Origin of the sequence: Priestia megaterium, from assembly GCF_009497655.1 — a bacterium.
GTDB classification, from domain to species: Bacteria; Bacillota; Bacilli; order Bacillales; family Bacillaceae_H; genus Priestia; species Priestia zanthoxyli.
In genome coordinates this window covers 2,388,473-2,405,346 of record NZ_CP023317.1, presented here as the reverse complement: position 1 = coordinate 2,405,346, position 16,874 = coordinate 2,388,473, and the positions used below count along the sequence as shown (strand labels likewise).

15 protein-coding genes are annotated in these 16,874 nt (G+C 36.4%); 11 read left to right on the top strand and 4 right to left on the bottom strand.

What is annotated here, in order from left to right; translation table 11 throughout:
- Positions 1-28 precede the first annotated feature (28 nt).
- Complete coding sequence (locus tag CEQ83_RS12035) at positions 29-1,990, top strand: GTP-binding protein (RefSeq protein WP_155010151.1); 1,962 nt, start codon at positions 29-31, stop codon at positions 1,988-1,990.
- A 112-nt stretch (positions 1,991-2,102) separates the two neighbouring features.
- The gene (locus CEQ83_RS12030; RefSeq protein ID WP_047750914.1) at positions 2,103-2,414 is read left to right on the top strand and encodes a hypothetical protein; all 312 of its coding nucleotides are present in this window, start codon (positions 2,103-2,105) and stop codon (positions 2,412-2,414) included.
- Positions 2,415-2,484: 70 nt separating this feature from the next.
- Here the strand turns inward: CEQ83_RS12030 and CEQ83_RS12025 are convergent, their stop codons facing one another.
- Complete coding sequence (locus CEQ83_RS12025; protein WP_155017272.1) at positions 2,485-3,006, bottom strand: LURP-one-related family protein; 522 nt, start codon at positions 3,004-3,006, stop codon at positions 2,485-2,487.
- 224 nt (positions 3,007-3,230) lie between these two features.
- On the opposite strand from CEQ83_RS12025, the gene CEQ83_RS12020 reads away from it, so the two are divergent.
- The 3 genes from CEQ83_RS12020 (at position 3,231) to CEQ83_RS12010 (ending at position 6,578) form a co-directional block, all read left to right on the top strand.
- The gene (locus CEQ83_RS12020) at positions 3,231-4,634 is read left to right on the top strand and encodes a glutamate decarboxylase (protein ID WP_155017271.1); all 1,404 of its coding nucleotides are present in this window, start codon (positions 3,231-3,233) and stop codon (positions 4,632-4,634) included.
- Between the two features lie 214 nt (positions 4,635-4,848).
- Positions 4,849-5,811 (top strand): hypothetical protein, encoded by a 963-nt coding sequence (locus CEQ83_RS12015; protein WP_155017270.1) that lies wholly within the window; start codon positions 4,849-4,851, stop codon positions 5,809-5,811.
- 116 nt (positions 5,812-5,927) lie between these two features.
- On the top strand, positions 5,928-6,578 hold the full coding sequence (locus CEQ83_RS12010; RefSeq protein WP_155017269.1) for a hypothetical protein: 651 nt from the start codon (positions 5,928-5,930) through the stop codon (positions 6,576-6,578).
- 47 nt (positions 6,579-6,625) lie between these two features.
- On the opposite strand, the gene CEQ83_RS12005 is transcribed toward CEQ83_RS12010, so the two are convergent.
- The gene (locus CEQ83_RS12005; protein WP_165573454.1) at positions 6,626-7,144 is read right to left on the bottom strand and encodes a suppressor of fused domain protein; all 519 of its coding nucleotides are present in this window, start codon (positions 7,142-7,144) and stop codon (positions 6,626-6,628) included.
- Between CEQ83_RS12005 and CEQ83_RS12000 the strand changes: the two genes are divergently transcribed.
- The 5 genes from CEQ83_RS12000 to mbcS all read left to right on the top strand — a co-directional run bounded on the left by CEQ83_RS12000 (position 7,144) and on the right by mbcS (position 13,064).
- A complete protein-coding gene (locus tag CEQ83_RS12000) occupies positions 7,144-7,515 on the top strand; it encodes a DUF2750 domain-containing protein (RefSeq protein WP_028413274.1) in 372 nt (123 codons plus the stop codon). The two genes, CEQ83_RS12005 and CEQ83_RS12000, sit on opposite strands and share 1 nt — an antisense overlap.
- Before the next feature lie 39 nt (positions 7,516-7,554).
- Positions 7,555-8,421 carry a WapI family immunity protein gene (locus tag CEQ83_RS11995; RefSeq protein WP_155017267.1) on the top strand — a complete coding sequence of 289 codons (867 nt, stop codon included), beginning with the start codon at positions 7,555-7,557 and terminating at the stop codon, positions 8,419-8,421.
- Between the two features lie 30 nt (positions 8,422-8,451).
- Positions 8,452-9,132 carry an immunity protein Imm33 domain-containing protein gene (locus tag CEQ83_RS11990; protein WP_155017266.1) on the top strand — a complete coding sequence of 227 codons (681 nt, stop codon included), beginning with the start codon at positions 8,452-8,454 and terminating at the stop codon, positions 9,130-9,132.
- A 1,496-nt stretch (positions 9,133-10,628) separates the two neighbouring features.
- Positions 10,629-11,327 (top strand): hypothetical protein, encoded by a 699-nt coding sequence (locus tag CEQ83_RS11985; protein WP_014459981.1) that lies wholly within the window; start codon positions 10,629-10,631, stop codon positions 11,325-11,327.
- Positions 11,328-11,483: 156 nt separating this feature from the next.
- Entirely contained in the window at positions 11,484-13,064 is a 1,581-nt protein-coding gene (gene mbcS / locus CEQ83_RS11980) for an acyl-CoA synthetase MbcS (protein ID WP_034327751.1), read from the top strand.
- A 43-nt stretch (positions 13,065-13,107) separates the two neighbouring features.
- On the opposite strand, the gene CEQ83_RS11975 is transcribed toward mbcS, so the two are convergent.
- The gene (locus CEQ83_RS11975) at positions 13,108-14,070 is read right to left on the bottom strand and encodes a VanW family protein (protein ID WP_033579048.1); all 963 of its coding nucleotides are present in this window, start codon (positions 14,068-14,070) and stop codon (positions 13,108-13,110) included.
- A 400-nt stretch (positions 14,071-14,470) separates the two neighbouring features.
- Between CEQ83_RS11975 and CEQ83_RS11970 the strand changes: the two genes are divergently transcribed.
- Positions 14,471-14,929, top strand: a complete 459-nt coding sequence (locus CEQ83_RS11970) for a MarR family winged helix-turn-helix transcriptional regulator (RefSeq protein WP_013057155.1) — start codon at positions 14,471-14,473, stop codon at positions 14,927-14,929.
- A gap of 36 nt (positions 14,930-14,965) precedes the next feature.
- Here CEQ83_RS11970 and CEQ83_RS11965 read toward each other — a convergent pair whose 3' ends face one another.
- Entirely contained in the window at positions 14,966-16,477 is a 1,512-nt protein-coding gene (locus CEQ83_RS11965; protein WP_028413279.1) for a class I adenylate-forming enzyme family protein, read from the bottom strand.
- Positions 16,478-16,874 lie beyond the last annotated feature (397 nt).

Below are 16,874 nucleotides of genomic sequence, written 5' to 3'. Positions count from 1 at the left end.
ACATACAGCAGTAAGGTGGTATTTAACAATGAAACAATTCAACAAAACAATCGGTATTGCAGCGCATGTGGATGCAGGGAAGACTACGTTTTCCGAGCAGCTTCTTTACCACACAAAAAGTATTAAACAGCGAGGAAGAGTTGACCACAAAGATTCGTTTCTTGATACTCATACGATTGAGAAAGAACGGGGCATTACGGTATTTGCTGACCAAGGAACTTTTTCATATAACGGTTCTACTTATTATTTAATTGATACACCTGGCCACGTCGATTTTTCACCTGAAATGGAACGTTCTATTCAAGTGATGGACTATGCGATTGTTATCTTAAGCGCAGTCGAGGGAGTGGAAGGGCATACAGAAACGGTTTGGCAGCTGCTTCAAAAACATCGTGTGCCCGTATTCTTTTTCATCAATAAAATCGATCGTGTAGGAGCAGATCCTGAACGTGTTATAAATGATATTAAACATAACTTAACCCCTGATGTTTTTGACATAACTTCAGAGCTTATAGACGGCTCGTTAAGTGAGGAACTTATTGAATTTACAGCTGAAAAAGATGAAGAGCTTTTAGATGCATTTATGGAAGGCAAGAATGATCAAGCTTATTGGAAAGCGGCTATGCAAAAGCTTTTTCAAGCCAATCAGATTTTCCCGTGTGCTTGTGGCTCAGCTTTGCAAGACATCGGTATTGAAAGTTTTTTAGAAAAGCTCGATTTGCTAACAGAAACTCACTACTCGCAGGAAGAAGCATTTTCAGGGCGTGTATATAAAATTCGGCACGATGAAAACGGCATGCGCATCACGTTTATCAAAGCTCTAAGCGGGACACTGCAAGTGCGTGATGAAGTGGCTTATGAAAAAAACGGAGAGCTATACGAAGAAAAAATCACTCAAATTCGTGCTTATAACGGAAGCACATTCAAAAACGTAAATGAAGGTTCAGCCGGCGAACTTTTTGCAGTTACAGGATTGACTTCCGCATCCGTTGGAGACGGTCTTGGAACGTTAAAAGAAAGCCGCTCCTATGAACTTTTGCCTACGTTAAAATCAAAAGTTGTTTTTGAGCCTTCTGTTCATCCAAAAGAAGGAATTAAACTTTTTCAACTATTAGATGCCGAAGATCCTTCTTTACATGTGACGTGGGAAGAAAGGACTCAAGAGCTTCATATTCATGTGATGGGAGCCATTCAGCTTGAAGTTCTCGAAAAACTGATAAAAGAACGCTTTAATATAAACGTACAGTTTGAAGAACCAGAAATTTTGTACAAAGAATCTATTGAAAATACAGTGATGGGCTACGGGCATTTTGAACCGTTGAAACACTATGCAGAAGTTCACTTGAGAATAGAAGCAGCGGAACGAAACAGCGGAATTACCTTTGAAAATGCTTGTCACGCCGATGATTTATCCGTTGGGTATCAAAATCTGGTCCGTCAGCATATATTTGAAAAGCCGCATCACGGTTTGCTAACGGGGTCGCCTACTACTGATCTAAAAGTGACGTTGTGTACCGGACGAGCTCACAACAAGCATACAAGCGGAGGAGATTTTAGAGAAGCAACGTACCGAGCATTACGACAAGGGTTAGAAAAAGCCAAAAATATTGTGCTAGAACCGTATTATGACTTTAAAATTAAAGTGGATATTGATCAAATGGGGAGGGTATTAGCTGATGTTCAAAGCGCACACGGCCGCTTTGATTCTCCTGTAACAACCGAAAACAAAGCGATTATTACAGGGAAAGTTCCTGTTGCTACTTTTATGAACTACGGTTCGACGCTAGCATCTTTTACGCACGGAAAAGGAGCGATGTCTCTATTATTCGGAGGGTATGAACGTTGTCATAATGAAGAAGAAGTTATTGAACGAATCCGCTACAATAAAGAGGCAGATCCGGAATACAGCTCATCCTCTGTCTTTTGCGCCAAAGGACAGGGATATACGGTTCCTTGGAAAGAAGCAGAAGAAAAAATGCACTGTTTATAAAAAAACACTGTAGCAATTGCTACAGTGTTTTTTCTCCATACCTTACCTTTACAATAAAAACCACATTATAGTATAGTTTACTTATATTTCTAAAAAATGAGGTGATAGAAACGTGGATGCTACTGTTAAAACAACTAAAAGCGGGATAATAGGTGGGGTTCTTGGAGGAATTTCACTTTTATATGTTATTATTAATACTTTATTGATCCTTAACTTTTTTACAGGACTTGTTGCGGCTGAAAAGCTTCAAGGCCTTCCTATTATCGCACCTATCTTTTTAGTTCCGCTCATGGTTGTTCCTGCAATTATTGGTTTTTTTATAAAAAAAGACAAGCTCTGTCTATGGGCGATTATTTTAAATATCATCTTGTTTCTTGTACCAATTGGCTACCATGTCATCGGTACGTTAGTATTTGGCCCTTAATTTAAAAAAACGAACAAACTTTATATTGAAGTTTGTTCGTTTTTTTATATCATATAACCTTCTATAACCACTATTGAGCCGGAGCAGTAGCTGTACTGCTGTTTTCGTCTTTTACCATCATCCTTACACCTTGTACAACCGCAATTCCTTCCCACTTATCAAGATCAGGTTCGAGAAATTCTAAAGCAAACGTGTGTGGACGTAATGACAGAAACGAAGAAAGTGTGCGGACTTGAATGACAGGAACGCCGGAACGCAAAACGTCAAATTTACGATCTGTTATATTCCCCGTAATTTCATATGTATCGCCGTCGTTTCTAATATAAAGATACTTCTTTTTAAAAAAAGTGAATTTCCGTTGAATCATTCCAACTTCATTTCCGTGGTGATCTGAAATAATCATCTTTGGCATAAGGGCAAACATTTTAGATTTACCTGTAAACACGATCTCTTCGTTTTTTAAAATCTCAAATTTATTAGCAATAGATAACTTATATGCGACATTTCCAACAATGTCTTGTGATTCATTATAGATAGGAGATTCACCTAATTCGAAAAACTTGTCTTGCAAAATAATTCCTTGTTTCTTCATCTAAAAACCTCCTTTAGAATATATTACCATATCTTACACCTTTTGAGTTTGGCAAGACTATTTTCATGGGTATTATTAAATAAAGTTCGTCCTTACGTGCTACGAATAATGAAAAGAATGAAAATAGGTTTCAAAGCTCATAATGTGTAAAGGAGACCTGCTTGTTACAACACCAGGTGGAACGTAAAGCAATTTGTTAGATATACATAAGGAGATGATACTTTATGCCTCAATGGCATCCGCATCGTGAACAAAAAAATTTACCTGATGAATTTCCTGTTAATCCGCTTTTTTCTCGACAAGGAGAAGTGACGATTCCAAGGCTGCGTATTGGTGATCAAGGTATGCTTCCCGAAACAGCTTATCAAATCATTCATGATGAAATTGCTTTAGACGGGAATGCCCGCTTAAATTTAGCTACGTTTGTTACTACGTGGATGGAGCCTGATGCAAAGCGTTTGTATGGAGAGTCTTTTGATAAAAATATGATTGATAAAGACGAGTATCCGCAGACAGCGGCTATTGAAGAGAGATGTGTACGTATTTTAGCGGATTTGTGGAATTCACCTAATCCTGATACAACGATGGGTGTTTCTACTACAGGTTCATCTGAAGCTTGTATGCTTGGTGGACTGGCGTTAAAAAGACGGTGGCAGAAACTGCGTAAAAGTAAAGGGCTATCAACAGACCGGCCGAACATTGTATTTAGTTCATCCGTTCAAGTGGTGTGGGAGAAGTTCGCAAACTATTGGGACGTAGAGCCTCGTTATGTGAACATTAATGCAGATCATCCTTATTTAGATCCAGAAGGCGTCATTAATGCGGTTGACGAAAATACAATTGGTGTCGTACCGATTCTTGGAGTGACGTATACAGGAGTTTACGAACCAATTGCTGCTATTGCAAAAGCATTGGATGAGTTACAAGAAAAGACAGGATTAGATATTCCTATCCACGTAGACGCTGCTTCTGGAGGTTTTATCGCTCCGTTTCTTCAACCAGACCTTATCTGGGATTTCCGCTTGCCGCGAGTAAAGTCCATTAACGTATCGGGACACAAGTACGGTTTAGTCTATCCTGGTTTAGGGTGGGTGATTTGGAGAGAAAAAGAAGACTTGCCTGAAGATCTTATTTTCCGCGTTTCTTACTTAGGAGGCAACATGCCAACTTTTGCACTTAACTTCTCTAGACCAGGAGCACAAGTCCTTTTACAGTACTACAATTTCTTACGTTTAGGTAAAGAGGGCTATTATGCCGTGCAAAAAACCTCCCAAGAAAACGCGCTGTTTCTCAGCAAAGAAATTGGAGAAATGGAAGCATTCGAAATTATCGCAGATGGTTCAGATATCCCGGTTCTTGCTTGGAAACTAAAAGAAGGATACACGCCAAACTGGACTCTTTATGACCTGTCTAGACAATTGCGCACGTATGGATGGCAAGTGCCTGCTTATCCACTCCCAGCAGACATGGAAGAAATCACAATCATGCGCATTGTTGTTAGAAATGGATTTTCAAGAGACCTTGCTCATTTATTTATGGTTAATTTCAAACAAGCCGTTGAATTTCTTAACTCATTGGATAGACCTGTTCTTAAAGACACGAAATACGACAATGGATTTCATCATTAACATCGATTACGAACACACAAAGCCGTGTTATGAAAAGTACATGGCTTTGTGTTTTTTTATGCATAAAAAGATAATCTTTTCAAAAAAATACCATAAATCAAACAAGAAAATATTCTTATATTTTCTTAATTTTGGTATAATAACCCCTAAGGTTTTATAGTTCTTTAGAATTATATAAAACCTAAAAAAAGATAAAAAAAGGGGATAATAGTCTATGAAAATGTTGAAAGTTGCTTTTGGTATTCCGTTGTTAGCCGTATTGCTAGCAGGGTGTAGTGATGAGTCCAGTGAAACGGTATCGCAAAAAGAAGAGTCTGCAGAGAAATCAACAGCGGTTCATACGAAAGAAAACGGCAACAAAACGGCTGTAAAAGAATCATCGCCAAATACATTACAAACAAAAGCATCAACCATTAAAAAAGCCGTTAATTCTAAAGAAGCTGATCGCGATTACTTATTAAACGTAATGAATGGTTATCAGTATATCCAAGTAGGTGACAATCAGTATATTTACTACGGGATTAATCAAGAGCAAAATGTTTTTTGTATGATGGAAGTTAATTTTGACGCCAGTGGTGATTATGTAGAAAACATCAATTTTGTTGATAATGCTTCAGAAGAACAAATTGCTTTGCTTCAAAACCAAATACAAGAACAACAAAAGCAATTATCAGACCTTGAGCAGCAGCAAATGGAAAAAGAATTAGATGATTACTACGCGCAGCTAGAAGAAGACAAACAAAAAGAAGAAGAGGCGCAGGCCAAGGCTGATGCAGAAGCTGAAGCTCAGGCAGAAGCAGATCGCAAAGCGGAGGAAGAGGAAACTCAGGCAAAAGCGGATGAGGAAGAAGCTCAGGCTGATTCGGAAGATGAGGCGCAAACAGAATCAGAGCAAGAAGAAGATACAGAAACCCTTGAGGAAGAGGAACCAGCCGAACAAACAGTTTCCCAAGAGCAAGCTATCCAGCTAGTTCGTGACCAACAAGGCATATCTGAAGATTCACCTCTTCTTGTAGAATACGATCACCTTGACGACTCAGGAAACTATATTATCCATGTTTATGAAAATGTTGTGGATAATGAAGATACAGGAGAGGAACATACAGCTACACAAGGTTGGTATCAAGTAAGTCCTAGTGATGGGTCAATTACTGATGTTACGGTAGATGGTTACTAATAAAAAGAAAAAAGGTTTATTAAAAGAAGCGTTCCTAACTAAAAGGGAGTTGCTTCTTTTTTAAGGTATAATTTCATAGAATATATTTCTAAATTATGCACAAAAGGAGAAATCAGATGAAAAAACGTTATATATTCGCACTGCTTGCTCTCTTTCTACTCACGACCGCTTGCCAAAATCCCTCTCCACCTGTGGATAAAACGAGCAGACTAAGTAAAAAAGAGGCTCACGAGTTAGGAAATCACCTTGAACTTGTGAAAGTGGATGTATCGATTGTTACGGATAAACGTTTAGTTGGTTCAACCATTATCACAGAAGGAAAAGACAAAGGAAAAGAGCTCGTGCCTACTAGTTTATATTACGAAATCGACTTAAAAAACACAGGTAAAAAACGCGTTGGGAAAGAACATCCGGACAAAGGAATTGAAATGGAAATTCAGCCTCATATACCATTAAAAAATGCACTAGAAGAGAGCGTTGGCTTCAATGTATTTAATCCTGATGATAATCAAGATAGGTCTGGACTGGGATATGGTTTTTCGTCTCCTAGCATTCTCAAATATAATGAACAAGGAAATTTTACTTTGAATTATGATTTAGGGTTTAAAGGTTCAACTAATAAAGAGCAAGCTTCTCCTTTGAAAGCATCTGACCAACAGTTAAAAAAGCTAGAACTACAACTTTTAGATGGAGTTTTAGTTGTCAAGCAACAAAAACAGGTGTTAGCCAAATTTGATATGAAAACTAAAAAGAGAATTGAAAAATAATAAACAACGGTAACATGGTAAAAGCCTACTTGACTAAGTAGGCTTTTTTAGAACCACATTTTTTTACATACGTTTTTACGATGAATGTCATATATTTGGCTGATGCCGTGTTTATCAAATTTATCAAGTAGCTTATCAGTTCCACGCTTCATTTTATAGTTCATTTCACTTTCGTAAAGAGGAAGTACATTATAGAACTCAACATCTTTTCCTTCACGGATATGAACGCTCCAGGCTTCTTCTTCAGTTAGTGGAGGGAGCAAAAGAGAAGCACAAAGCTTTGTATTAGAGCTAAATGGTTTAATTGGGTTGTCATTTTGAATCGTGTGACCAAACCCTACCCATGTATCTAATTCATGGGGGAAGCGAGCTGAAAATTTTAAATTTTCAATTGGCCAATATATTTCTTCTTGCTTAAATCCTTCTTCTGAAAGGTCCCATTCTGGTGGTAAAAAACAAAGGAGTTCAGTATAACGACCACCTTCGACTTCTGGCGGAGTATTTAAAGTTATCAGGGATATTTTATTGCTTAAAAAAACATAACAAGGAAACGAGGAGATTAGCAATGGAACTTGATCTAACTGTAAATTCGAAGAGACGCTACGCAAATTTTGTTAAAAGAGTTTCAGAAAGCACTGTGGTCTGGGGATTAAAAAGTGAAGATGGCTGGTGCGTATGTGAATCGAATAAATATGAACAGACAGTCGTTATGCTTTTTTGGTCGGATGAAGCATATGCAAAGCAATGTGCAGTAGAAGGATGGTCACATTATAAATCAGCATCTATACCGTTGGAGGAATTTATGGATAATTGGCTATACGGAATGAATGACGACGATTTGTTAGTTGGTGTTAACTGGAATGCCAAGTTAATTGGGTTAGAAGTCGAGCCGTATGATTTATTGACAGAATTAGAAGACTTGTTAGAAAAACAGTAGATTTACTTTTCTTTTTTATAATATAAGGAGTGACCAAGTTTGAACATTGAAGCGGCGACTATTTTTAGTATTGAACCTGATGACACTTATTTAACTATTATTGATGCAGATTATAGAGATGAATATGGACTAGTCTTAGTTCAAAAACGTCATAATAAATTCGAACTGTCTGTAAACGGTACTACACTTTATCCACGTTTAAAAATAAACTATCCTTTTGTCAGATGGATTGATTATAAGCATTTTTTGATAATGAATGCCAGAACCAAGGGAGAAGAGCACAATCTTTTTATTATGAATATTGATGGAGAAGTCATTCGGTCATTTTATTGTGGAGATGCTGTACAAGACATAGCTGTTAGTAAAGATGGAATATGGTGCAGCTATTTTGACGAAGGCGTTTTTGGTGAAGGGATATCAACAGAAGGGTTAGTATTTTCCATGGAACAAAATTACTTTTCTAACTATCCGTTTGCAGAATTGTCTGCACAGGATGGACTTTCTTGTCTTAAGATTTGTACTTATGCATACGCGTACCCAGAAGCAGATAACATCCATGATGCAGATTGGCATAAAAATTATCTTACATTTAATATTCCTGCATTTAAAGCTGAAATTGACGAGGTTATTTTAGAAGGGCGTACAATAAAGTACTATCTTAACGAGTTAAAGAAATTCTCAGCTTTAAAGCAGAAGAAAGTACTTTTTGAACCCACTGAACCCTATTTTGGTTTCACATTGACTATGAATGGAAGAAAAAATGTTAGTGTAGATGGGTTTATACAGTATCCCGCTGGCTGGGGAACAGAACTAAAGTTTGAATTTGAAACAGATTTAACTTACATAGATGCGTTTATTCAAGGGTTAGAATCCATTTTAATTCAGTATCCAATTAAAGAAATTTAAATTATATAAATCAAAGAGGTAATGTATTATATGAAAAATTGGTTCAAAAAACATGCTAACAATAAAAAAATTGAGGATAATACACCTTGGCAATTAGATAACGTTTACAAAAGAAACAAAGAATCTCCTTATACATTTTACAAGCCAAGCAAAGCGGTGACGGATAAATTAAAAGCGGGAGACCTGGTGAAGTTAGTTTTCTTTAGTGATTCAGATACAGATGGTTACAAAGGAGAAAGAATGTGGGTGCAAATTACGGATAGAAACAAAGAGAACTTTGTTGGAAAGCTTGATAATGAACCTTATCATTTAAAGAGCTTAAAACTTGGTCAAATCCTGCATTTTGGCACTGAACATATTTGTGATACTGAATATGAAAACGATGACGCTGAAAAGATGGACTATTACTTTAATGCTCTCGTAACAGTTAGCAATGATGTTTTAGAAAGAAACGAGTTTAATTTTCTGTTAAAGGATAAACCAAATGAACCGAATGATTCAGGATGGGTTATCTTTAGCGGATACGAAGAAGATGAGTTCAACAGTAATCCAGATAATTTTCAAATTGTAGCTCTAGGAGTTGTTTTAAATGTTGATGACTCAATTTTAGCTTTTATAAATGAAACACCGCTATGTGCTTACGAAAGAAATGAGTTTGGGCAATTTAACAAAATTCATGACTACGATTGGGAAACATACCTTAGTGAGTGAAGCCTTGAAACTAGTAACTTGAAAAGTTTGTATGACAAGCGGATGGAGGGGAAGAAGTTGTTCTTTTTCCTTTTTTTTCGCTTCTACATTAAATCAACTACTATCACACTGATTCATAGCTACCTTAAACTTGGGATGCAAAATTGTAAAGTTCTAGGATAAACCATAGGGCATTACTTAATTACATATAAAATGATACGTACTGGCGTATTCAGGAGATTGCGATTAAGTGAGCGGCTATTTTAACGATTTTTAAGATACAATCTATCCATAGCTTGTACATAATTTAATTCATTTGACCTTAAGCGCGTCATTCAGTCGATCTTTGAGAGTTCTGTTCACAACCCGAAAATTAAAATCCCGAAAGCAAAAACAGCTGATTTAAAAGGAACCTACACACTTTAAAGGAAAAGCAAAGTATTCCAAGGATCTAAGAGTAAGGGAGACCTCAATGATTTTATTTCTTTTTCTAGTTTACATAATATATATTCTAGGAACCAATTGATAAAACACAAATCATGTCTCATTATAAAAGTATACTTATGATAGTGAGACATGATTTAAAAATGAGATAGGGTTCGTATTTATATGATCTAACTCACTAAACTAATTAGCATCAAGATTTGTTCTAATTGAACAATTGCAGATATGATTTTATAGAAATACATATGAATTTCACCAGTTTATTTTTAGGATTGATCAGTTCGATTGATTTTTAGATTATAATTAGAGAGTTTGAAAAATGAATGAGTTTACTTATAGAAATTAAGTTTTACACTCATTCATTTTTTCTCATCGTATTCTCAATGAACATTTTGCAAAAAGTTGAAATCTGTTTGCGTTTAATATCTTAAGGATTTATTTGCTACTGAACGTATATTTTTCATTTAGTACATATGTTTGCATTAAATGGATTTTTATTCATTTATAAAAGTCAAAACCTCGTATTTTCTGCAATAAAATACATTATTTAGTATTTTTATTCTATAAAATTCTGTGTTAAAATTACAGCAAACCCCTTTCCTATCAGCTTTTTAGTGATTTTAGTTGTAGTTTCCTTTTTCATCGGGTATAATATTAAACAAATAGATGACGGTATAAATTGGATGTCATTATCCAGTTTTAAAGGAGCGATACTCATGAACATTACAATTTATTATGGAAATCATGAAGATAAAACAATTCATACAATGGATTGTCACGTAGATATCGATTTAGATGATGAAGATATGGTAGCTTTAACAGAAGCTCGTTAATGAATATATAAAAGGCTGTGGATGCTTTTCATCTGCAGCCTTTTATTTTTTTTGCTCCCCCTCTTCTTTTCCATCTTTTAATGACCGCTACGTTTTAAGATCATTAGCTACTTTTATTATAAAATTTCAAATTCTCCGTTAACTCCTCTTTACTTTTCGACACATTTTTTGTATCATTAGATAAGAACATATGTTCGTTTTATTTTTTATCGTATTGATGATCACAAGGAGTGTTTTTGAATGACGGTACGAAAAAGAAAAAGAAAGAAGCTTCCTCCTACCCTATCCAACACAGGCTTTATTGGAGCAACGTTTGCTGATACAGATGAATTAGCACGCAACGAATATCACTTTCCTCGTAAACAAATGAAAATTACCCATCATGTCTTAGATGCTTTGCTTCAAGGGGCAACGCACTTATTTCAACAGCATAAAGTTGAAGCCGCTATCTCATGCGTGTATCTGCCTAAGTACAAAAAGATCGGTTTGGTTCTTTCTAAACAACCTTTTGGCCGCGATGAAGGCATTGGGTATTTTATTAATTACTTAAAGGAAATCGGACATATTGAATGGGATGAAAAAACGAAAGACTACGAAATACATAATACGAGTTTTATCGGCGTGGTATTTGCAGATCTAGAAAAAATTGCTAAGTTCACCTTCGACTTTGAGTTAGAATTACTGTCGAAGTTTGTCAAGGACTTAATTATTCCCGCTAAAGAGCTATTCTTGCAGCATAATGTAAAAGCGTATCTCTCAGGCGTTGAAAATGAAGATCAGCATAAAGTAGGGTTTGTTTTATCGATTAAGCCTTATGATGAACGTAAGGAAGCAGACTTATATTTTGTGGAATACTTAAAAGAACGTGGTTTATACGAAGAGGACGAGTCTGAAGAAGAGCTAGTACCTATTCATACAAAATGGAGCTTATTTAAATAACATATGTTATACCCGCTGTCGTAATAAGACAAGCGGGTCTTTTTTTGCTTTTTTACTAAAACCCAAAACAAATTAGTAGCAAGTACTAATAGTTAGTAATATAATAATAGTAATGATAAAAAATCATTGATATCTATAATATAAGGAGTCGTTTTTATGATTCAACTAAAAGATTTAGTTCCAAGTGAACATTACAACTTAACAGAGGAAATTGAAAAACATGCATCCGATCAACTTGCGCTAAAGTGGCAGGACGCTGACGGTGTGCGTGAGGAAATTACATATAACCAGCTGTTAGCAAAAGCAAATAAGGTGGCAAACGGGCTAACGGAGCTAGGATTAACAAAAGGCGATCACGTGTTGGTTATCGCACCTCGCCTTATTGAATCGTATGCTATTTACTTAGCATGCTTAAAAGCAGGTATTATTGTAATTCCTTCTTCAGAACTATTACGCGCAAAAGATATCCAATATCGTTTACATCACGCTGAAGCAAAAGCGATTATTTCTTACCATCCTTTCTGCAATGAGATCGATAAGATTGAAAACTTCCCTACTTCTCTACAACATAAAATTACATTTGGTGCTGATGTTACGTCGTGGACGCGCTTAGAGTCACTTACAGCGGATGCATCAGAACAGTTCCAAGCAGCTAACACAACTAAGGATGATACGGCATTCCTTCCTTATACATCTGGTACAACAGGACAGCCAAAAGGCGTTGTTCATACTCATGGATGGGCTTATGCTCACCTTCGTATCGCTGCTGCTGAATGGTTAGATATTAAAAAAGGCGATACGGTCTGGGCAACAGCAGGTCCTGGTTGGCAAAAATGGATTTGGACTCCGTTTTTATCTGTACTTGGACAAGGTGCAACAGGCATTATTTATAACGGACGTTTTGAACCTAAAAAGTTTTTAGAAATTTTACAGGATGAACAAGTAAACGTACTGTGCTGCACGCCAACAGAGTATCGCTTTATGGCTAAAATTGATGAGCTTGAACGTTTTGACCTGTCTCACCTTCATAGCGCTGTATCTGCCGGAGAACCGCTAAATGAAGAAGTAATTAATGTGTTTAAAAAATATTTTAATATCCAAGTACGTGATGGATACGGCCAAACGGAAAATACCCTTTTGATTGGTACCTTAAAAGGTGTAAAAACGAAGATTGGTTCAATGGGTAAACCGATGCTTGAAGGGTTTGTAGAAATCATTAATGAAGACGGCGAGCCTTGTAAGCCTGGAGAAGTTGGAGACATTGCCGTTCGTAGAGACCTCCCTTCTCTTTTCAAGCACTACTATAAAGACATGGAGCGCACTGAGAAAACGTATAAAGGAAACTACTATTTAACAGGCGACCGCGCTTCTAAAGATGAAGATAACTATTACTGGTTCCAAGGACGCGGAGATGATATCATTATCAGTTCCGGCTATACAATTGGGCCATTTGAAGTTGAAGATGCATTAATTAAGCATCCAGCGGTGAAAGAATGTGCCGTTATAGCTAGCCCAGATGCTGATCGCGGCCATGTTGTAAAAGCGTATGTGGTTCTTGTCGATCATGCAAAAACAACAGATGCAGGGTTTATTAAAGAGCTGCAAAATCACGTAAAAACTCTTACTGCACCTTACAAGTATCCTCGCGTAATTGAATTTATTGATGAATTACCAAAAACTAATTCAGGTAAAATTCGACGTGTGGAACTTCGTGAACGCGAGCAACAAAAAGCATAATAAATGAAAAAAAGACGTATCTGTTGGGATACGTCTTTTTTTATTAGATAGCACGCTGTGAAGTACGAACATCTACAGTTAAAACACCTGTATTTACGTTTGCATATGCTTTAATGATGACAGGATAATCTTTGTTGTTTGTGAACTTAAAATCAGGTCCTCCCCACGATACGGTCGCATCTCTTCCCGCAGGTACATAACCTACATGTTTTGAATGGTGAGACCTAGCTGTCACTTGAAGACCAGCGCCGTCAATCGCATTAAATAACGTAGAAGATGTTTGACAAATACCTCCGCCAATTCCCATCACCAGCTGTTTATTGATAATTTCAGGAGCAGGCTGATAGCCTCTTTCTGCTGTGCGCTCCCCAACTGTTTGATTATAAGAAAATGAATCTCCTGGTCCTAACACAACGTTATTAATTGCTTCTGCTGATAGTTGAACATTTCTGTTTCTGCTTGTATCACTTGGACGAAAACGTGTAGAATACGAAGCTAATGATACATCGGCAATCCCTTGAGCAGATGCTGCCGTGACATTTGGAGCGGTTTCGTATATTGGAACCTTTACCTCCAATTGTTTCGTATTTAAGTTCTGCAGATTTTTAACAAGTTCTGCTTCTTTTAAGATGATTTGCTTGGATCCGCCAGTCAACGATCCATTTTCATCTATTTTTATGTTTTGCATAGGTGTATCGATCCCTTTTGCCAGCTCAGACGCTAACTGTTTAATTTCTTGATCATATACACCTTTATCCTTGTAATGAACCGGCTTGAATTCTTTCATTACTTCTCCTGTACGGGAATCTTTTAACTGATACGTCAGTTCTTCGACTTTAAGGACTGGCTTTTTCTTTTTCTCAGCCTTTTTTTCTGGTTTTTTAGCCGCTTGTTTTTGTTCTATCGCAGCTGTTTGCTTTGCGGAATGATTTGTATACATGCCGTACGCAATAAACGCACTAACAATTGTCGCGCCAAGCAAGAGCGCCCCTAAGACTTTCTTCATGTAATTGAATCCCCCCATATCTCGGCTTTACCTCAATATGTTTTTTCTATAAAAATATGTATACATTCATTTTATACAAACATCTTATAAAAGACGATCTGCCAAAGTGAATACTCACCATTTTTTATATTTTTTTCTTTATTCAACACATGAGGTAAAGCGGAATGATGTTCATAGACCCCATTTTTTCTTATGAACTCAATAGAAAACAAATGTTGTATGCGTTTCCTGTTATTACTATTCTTATATATAATAGCACGAAAACAAGGATTTTTTAACGAATTATGGTAATTATTTTAAAATTTTTCTGACAATTTTCGCGGTGTTGTTCATTTTTCTATGGGCATTATACATGGTATAATGGTAAAAATGGAATTTGTTTTATGAGGAGGATTTACGCTTGACTGAACGTTATAGCAAAGAAGAGATTAGTCATCAGCTAGAAAGTATAGATCATGTAAAAGAAGCTCTTTTAAAATATAAAAACACCGTAATCGGTGAGAAATATGATTTGCTTCCCTACCATTTAACTTCAACAAAAGAGGCAATCTTAAAGACGATTCACGATAAAAAAAGCTGTATTGTTAGCGATATCACAAAAGTACTTGGGCTCTCACCCGGTGCTATCACCATTGTATTAAATCAATTAGAAGATGATGAGCTTGTGAATCGTATATATAAAAAGCAAAACCGCCGAAGCGTGTGGGTAGAGTTGACGGAAAAAGGCGAAAAAGTTGTCGAAATATTGCAAGCTACTCGTGTCGATTTTTGGTCAGATTTACTTTCACACTTATCAGAAGAAGAAAGAGATCAATACTTTCACATTATGAAAAAAATATCTCAAAAATTACAGCAATAAATATAAAAAAAGCGGCTATAAAGGCCGCTTTTTTTATTATGCGTGTGCTAAGGCTTGTTTTTTCACTTCGTTTTTCAACACTTTTCCTACGCTGTTTTTAGGAAGTGATGAAACAAATACAACAGTTGGCACTTTATATGGTGCTAATCGTTCTTTACAGAAATTCACTACGTCTTCTTCAGTTAGAGCTGACGCTGCTTGTTTAACAACAAATGCATATGGAACTTCGCCGTACACATCATCAGGCATGCCGACAACTGTCGCTTCTAACACACCGTCTGCTGCTAGGACAACTTCTTCTACTTGATCTGGGTAGATGTTGTCTCCTCCATATACAATTACATCTTTATAGCGTCCTTCAATATAAAGAAATCCGTCTTCATCTAATCGACCTGCATCGCCCATCGCTAACCAGCCATCTTGTAAGACAGCGTTTGTTGCTTCTTCGTTTTGCCAGTAGCCTTTAAATAGATAAGGGCTTCGTACAAGCACTTCACCTTTTTCTCCAGTTGGAACTTCTTGACGTGTTTCTGGGTCTACAATTTTAACTTCCACATGTGGAGCCGGTTTCCCAGCTGAGCTTACTTTCTTCCATCCCATTTGAGGATGCCATGAACTGATAATCCAAGCTTCTGTGCTTCCGTATCCTTGAGCTAAAATCATACCGTTACGGTCATATTGTTCGATTAAAGACTCTGATACTTTTGTTCCGCCTGACACAGCAAGTTTTAGAGGGAAATCATAGTGATTTCCTTTTTCAAGCTCTTCTACGATGTATTTTAATGCTGGTGGTAGTGCAAACAACATTTTAATGTTTTCTTTTTCGATTACCTCAATTACTTTAGCTGGATCTGTTTCTTCAGAACATACCATTGTGTTTCCTGTGTTAATGCACATAAATAAAATGCTCATCGAACTCATGTGGAAGAATGGATGAACAAATAAATAGCGCATGCTTTTATCAATATTTGCACGTTCTTCCTGTCCGCCAGAGTTTAAAAAGGCACTTACCGATCCGTGTGCAATCATACATCCTTTTGATTTACCTGTTGTACCTGATGTAAACATCATTAATGCTAAATCTTCAGGAAGTACTTCAGGAAGTGCTTCTGGTGTGTTTGTGTTATACGCTGAGAATTGAGTTGTAAATTCTTTTGCATCCTCAATTTTTAACGTAAAGCTAAGTCCAGCCGTTTGTTCCGCTTTTTCTAATACAGACGTAAATTCATTGTGGTGGATAATCGCTTTTAACTGTCCGCTTGTAATAATGCTATCAAGCTCATAAGGTGTCATGCTCTTACTTAATGGAACAACGACTGCTCCCACTTGTAAAATCCCCATTGTAACAACTGGGTAAGCAATGCTTGTATGAGCTAAAATACCAATACGATCTCCTTTTTGAATTCCTTTCTCTAAGAAGTAATGAGACAATTGATTTACTTTTTCATGAAATTCATTAAATGTATAACGTTCATTATGTTCGACTAGTGCTTCATGTTGAGGAGAAATCTCTGCACGTTCTGCGACTAAGTATTGTAATGTGTTCATTTTATCCTCTCCTTTGTCCGCTCGGACTAAATATTTCGTTCATGAATATTTTAATGACTAAAACATAATAACAAAAAATTTTTCCGAAGTAAAAGTTTAAAATTATCAAAATGTGTTTATATAGGTTGTATCGGGAAATGTTAAAAGAGATGCTGTTTTTAAGAAGTGTTGTATTACCAAGGGTTTGAGAAAAATTTACAAAATTTAAACAGTTCAGACACTGGGTTTAATGAACTATTTTTTTCCTTTTTTTGTTTGTAAATTAGTTTTTATTTCTTGTTTTTCATTTTTTTAATATATTTTCTTACTTTCCCCTTATTCACCGGATTTTGAGCTCATTCATTGAATGAAAACCGTGAATATGAAACAATAATATATAAGTATTTGGATTTGAAAG

What these genes read in the sequence shown, in the direction of transcription:
- CEQ83_RS12035 (WP_155010151.1), top strand. Translation starts at nt 29, where the DNA reads ATGAAACAATTCAACAAAACAATCGGTATTGCAGCGCATGTGGATGCA.
- CEQ83_RS12025 (WP_155017272.1), bottom strand. Translation starts at nt 3,006, where the DNA reads ATGAAGAAACAAGGAATTATTTTGCAAGACAAGTTTTTCGAATTAGGT.
- CEQ83_RS12020 (WP_155017271.1), top strand. Translation starts at nt 3,231, where the DNA reads ATGCCTCAATGGCATCCGCATCGTGAACAAAAAAATTTACCTGATGAA.
- CEQ83_RS12015 (WP_155017270.1), top strand. Translation starts at nt 4,849, where the DNA reads ATGAAAATGTTGAAAGTTGCTTTTGGTATTCCGTTGTTAGCCGTATTG.
- CEQ83_RS12010 (WP_155017269.1), top strand. Translation starts at nt 5,928, where the DNA reads ATGAAAAAACGTTATATATTCGCACTGCTTGCTCTCTTTCTACTCACG.
- CEQ83_RS12000 (WP_028413274.1), top strand. Translation starts at nt 7,144, where the DNA reads ATGGAACTTGATCTAACTGTAAATTCGAAGAGACGCTACGCAAATTTT.
- CEQ83_RS11990 (WP_155017266.1), top strand. Translation starts at nt 8,452, where the DNA reads ATGAAAAATTGGTTCAAAAAACATGCTAACAATAAAAAAATTGAGGAT.
- CEQ83_RS11985 (WP_014459981.1), top strand. Translation starts at nt 10,629, where the DNA reads ATGACGGTACGAAAAAGAAAAAGAAAGAAGCTTCCTCCTACCCTATCC.
- mbcS (WP_034327751.1), top strand. Translation starts at nt 11,484, where the DNA reads ATGATTCAACTAAAAGATTTAGTTCCAAGTGAACATTACAACTTAACA.
- CEQ83_RS11975 (WP_033579048.1), bottom strand. Translation starts at nt 14,070, where the DNA reads ATGAAGAAAGTCTTAGGGGCGCTCTTGCTTGGCGCGACAATTGTTAGT.
- CEQ83_RS11965 (WP_028413279.1), bottom strand. Translation starts at nt 16,477, where the DNA reads ATGAACACATTACAATACTTAGTCGCAGAACGTGCAGAGATTTCTCCT.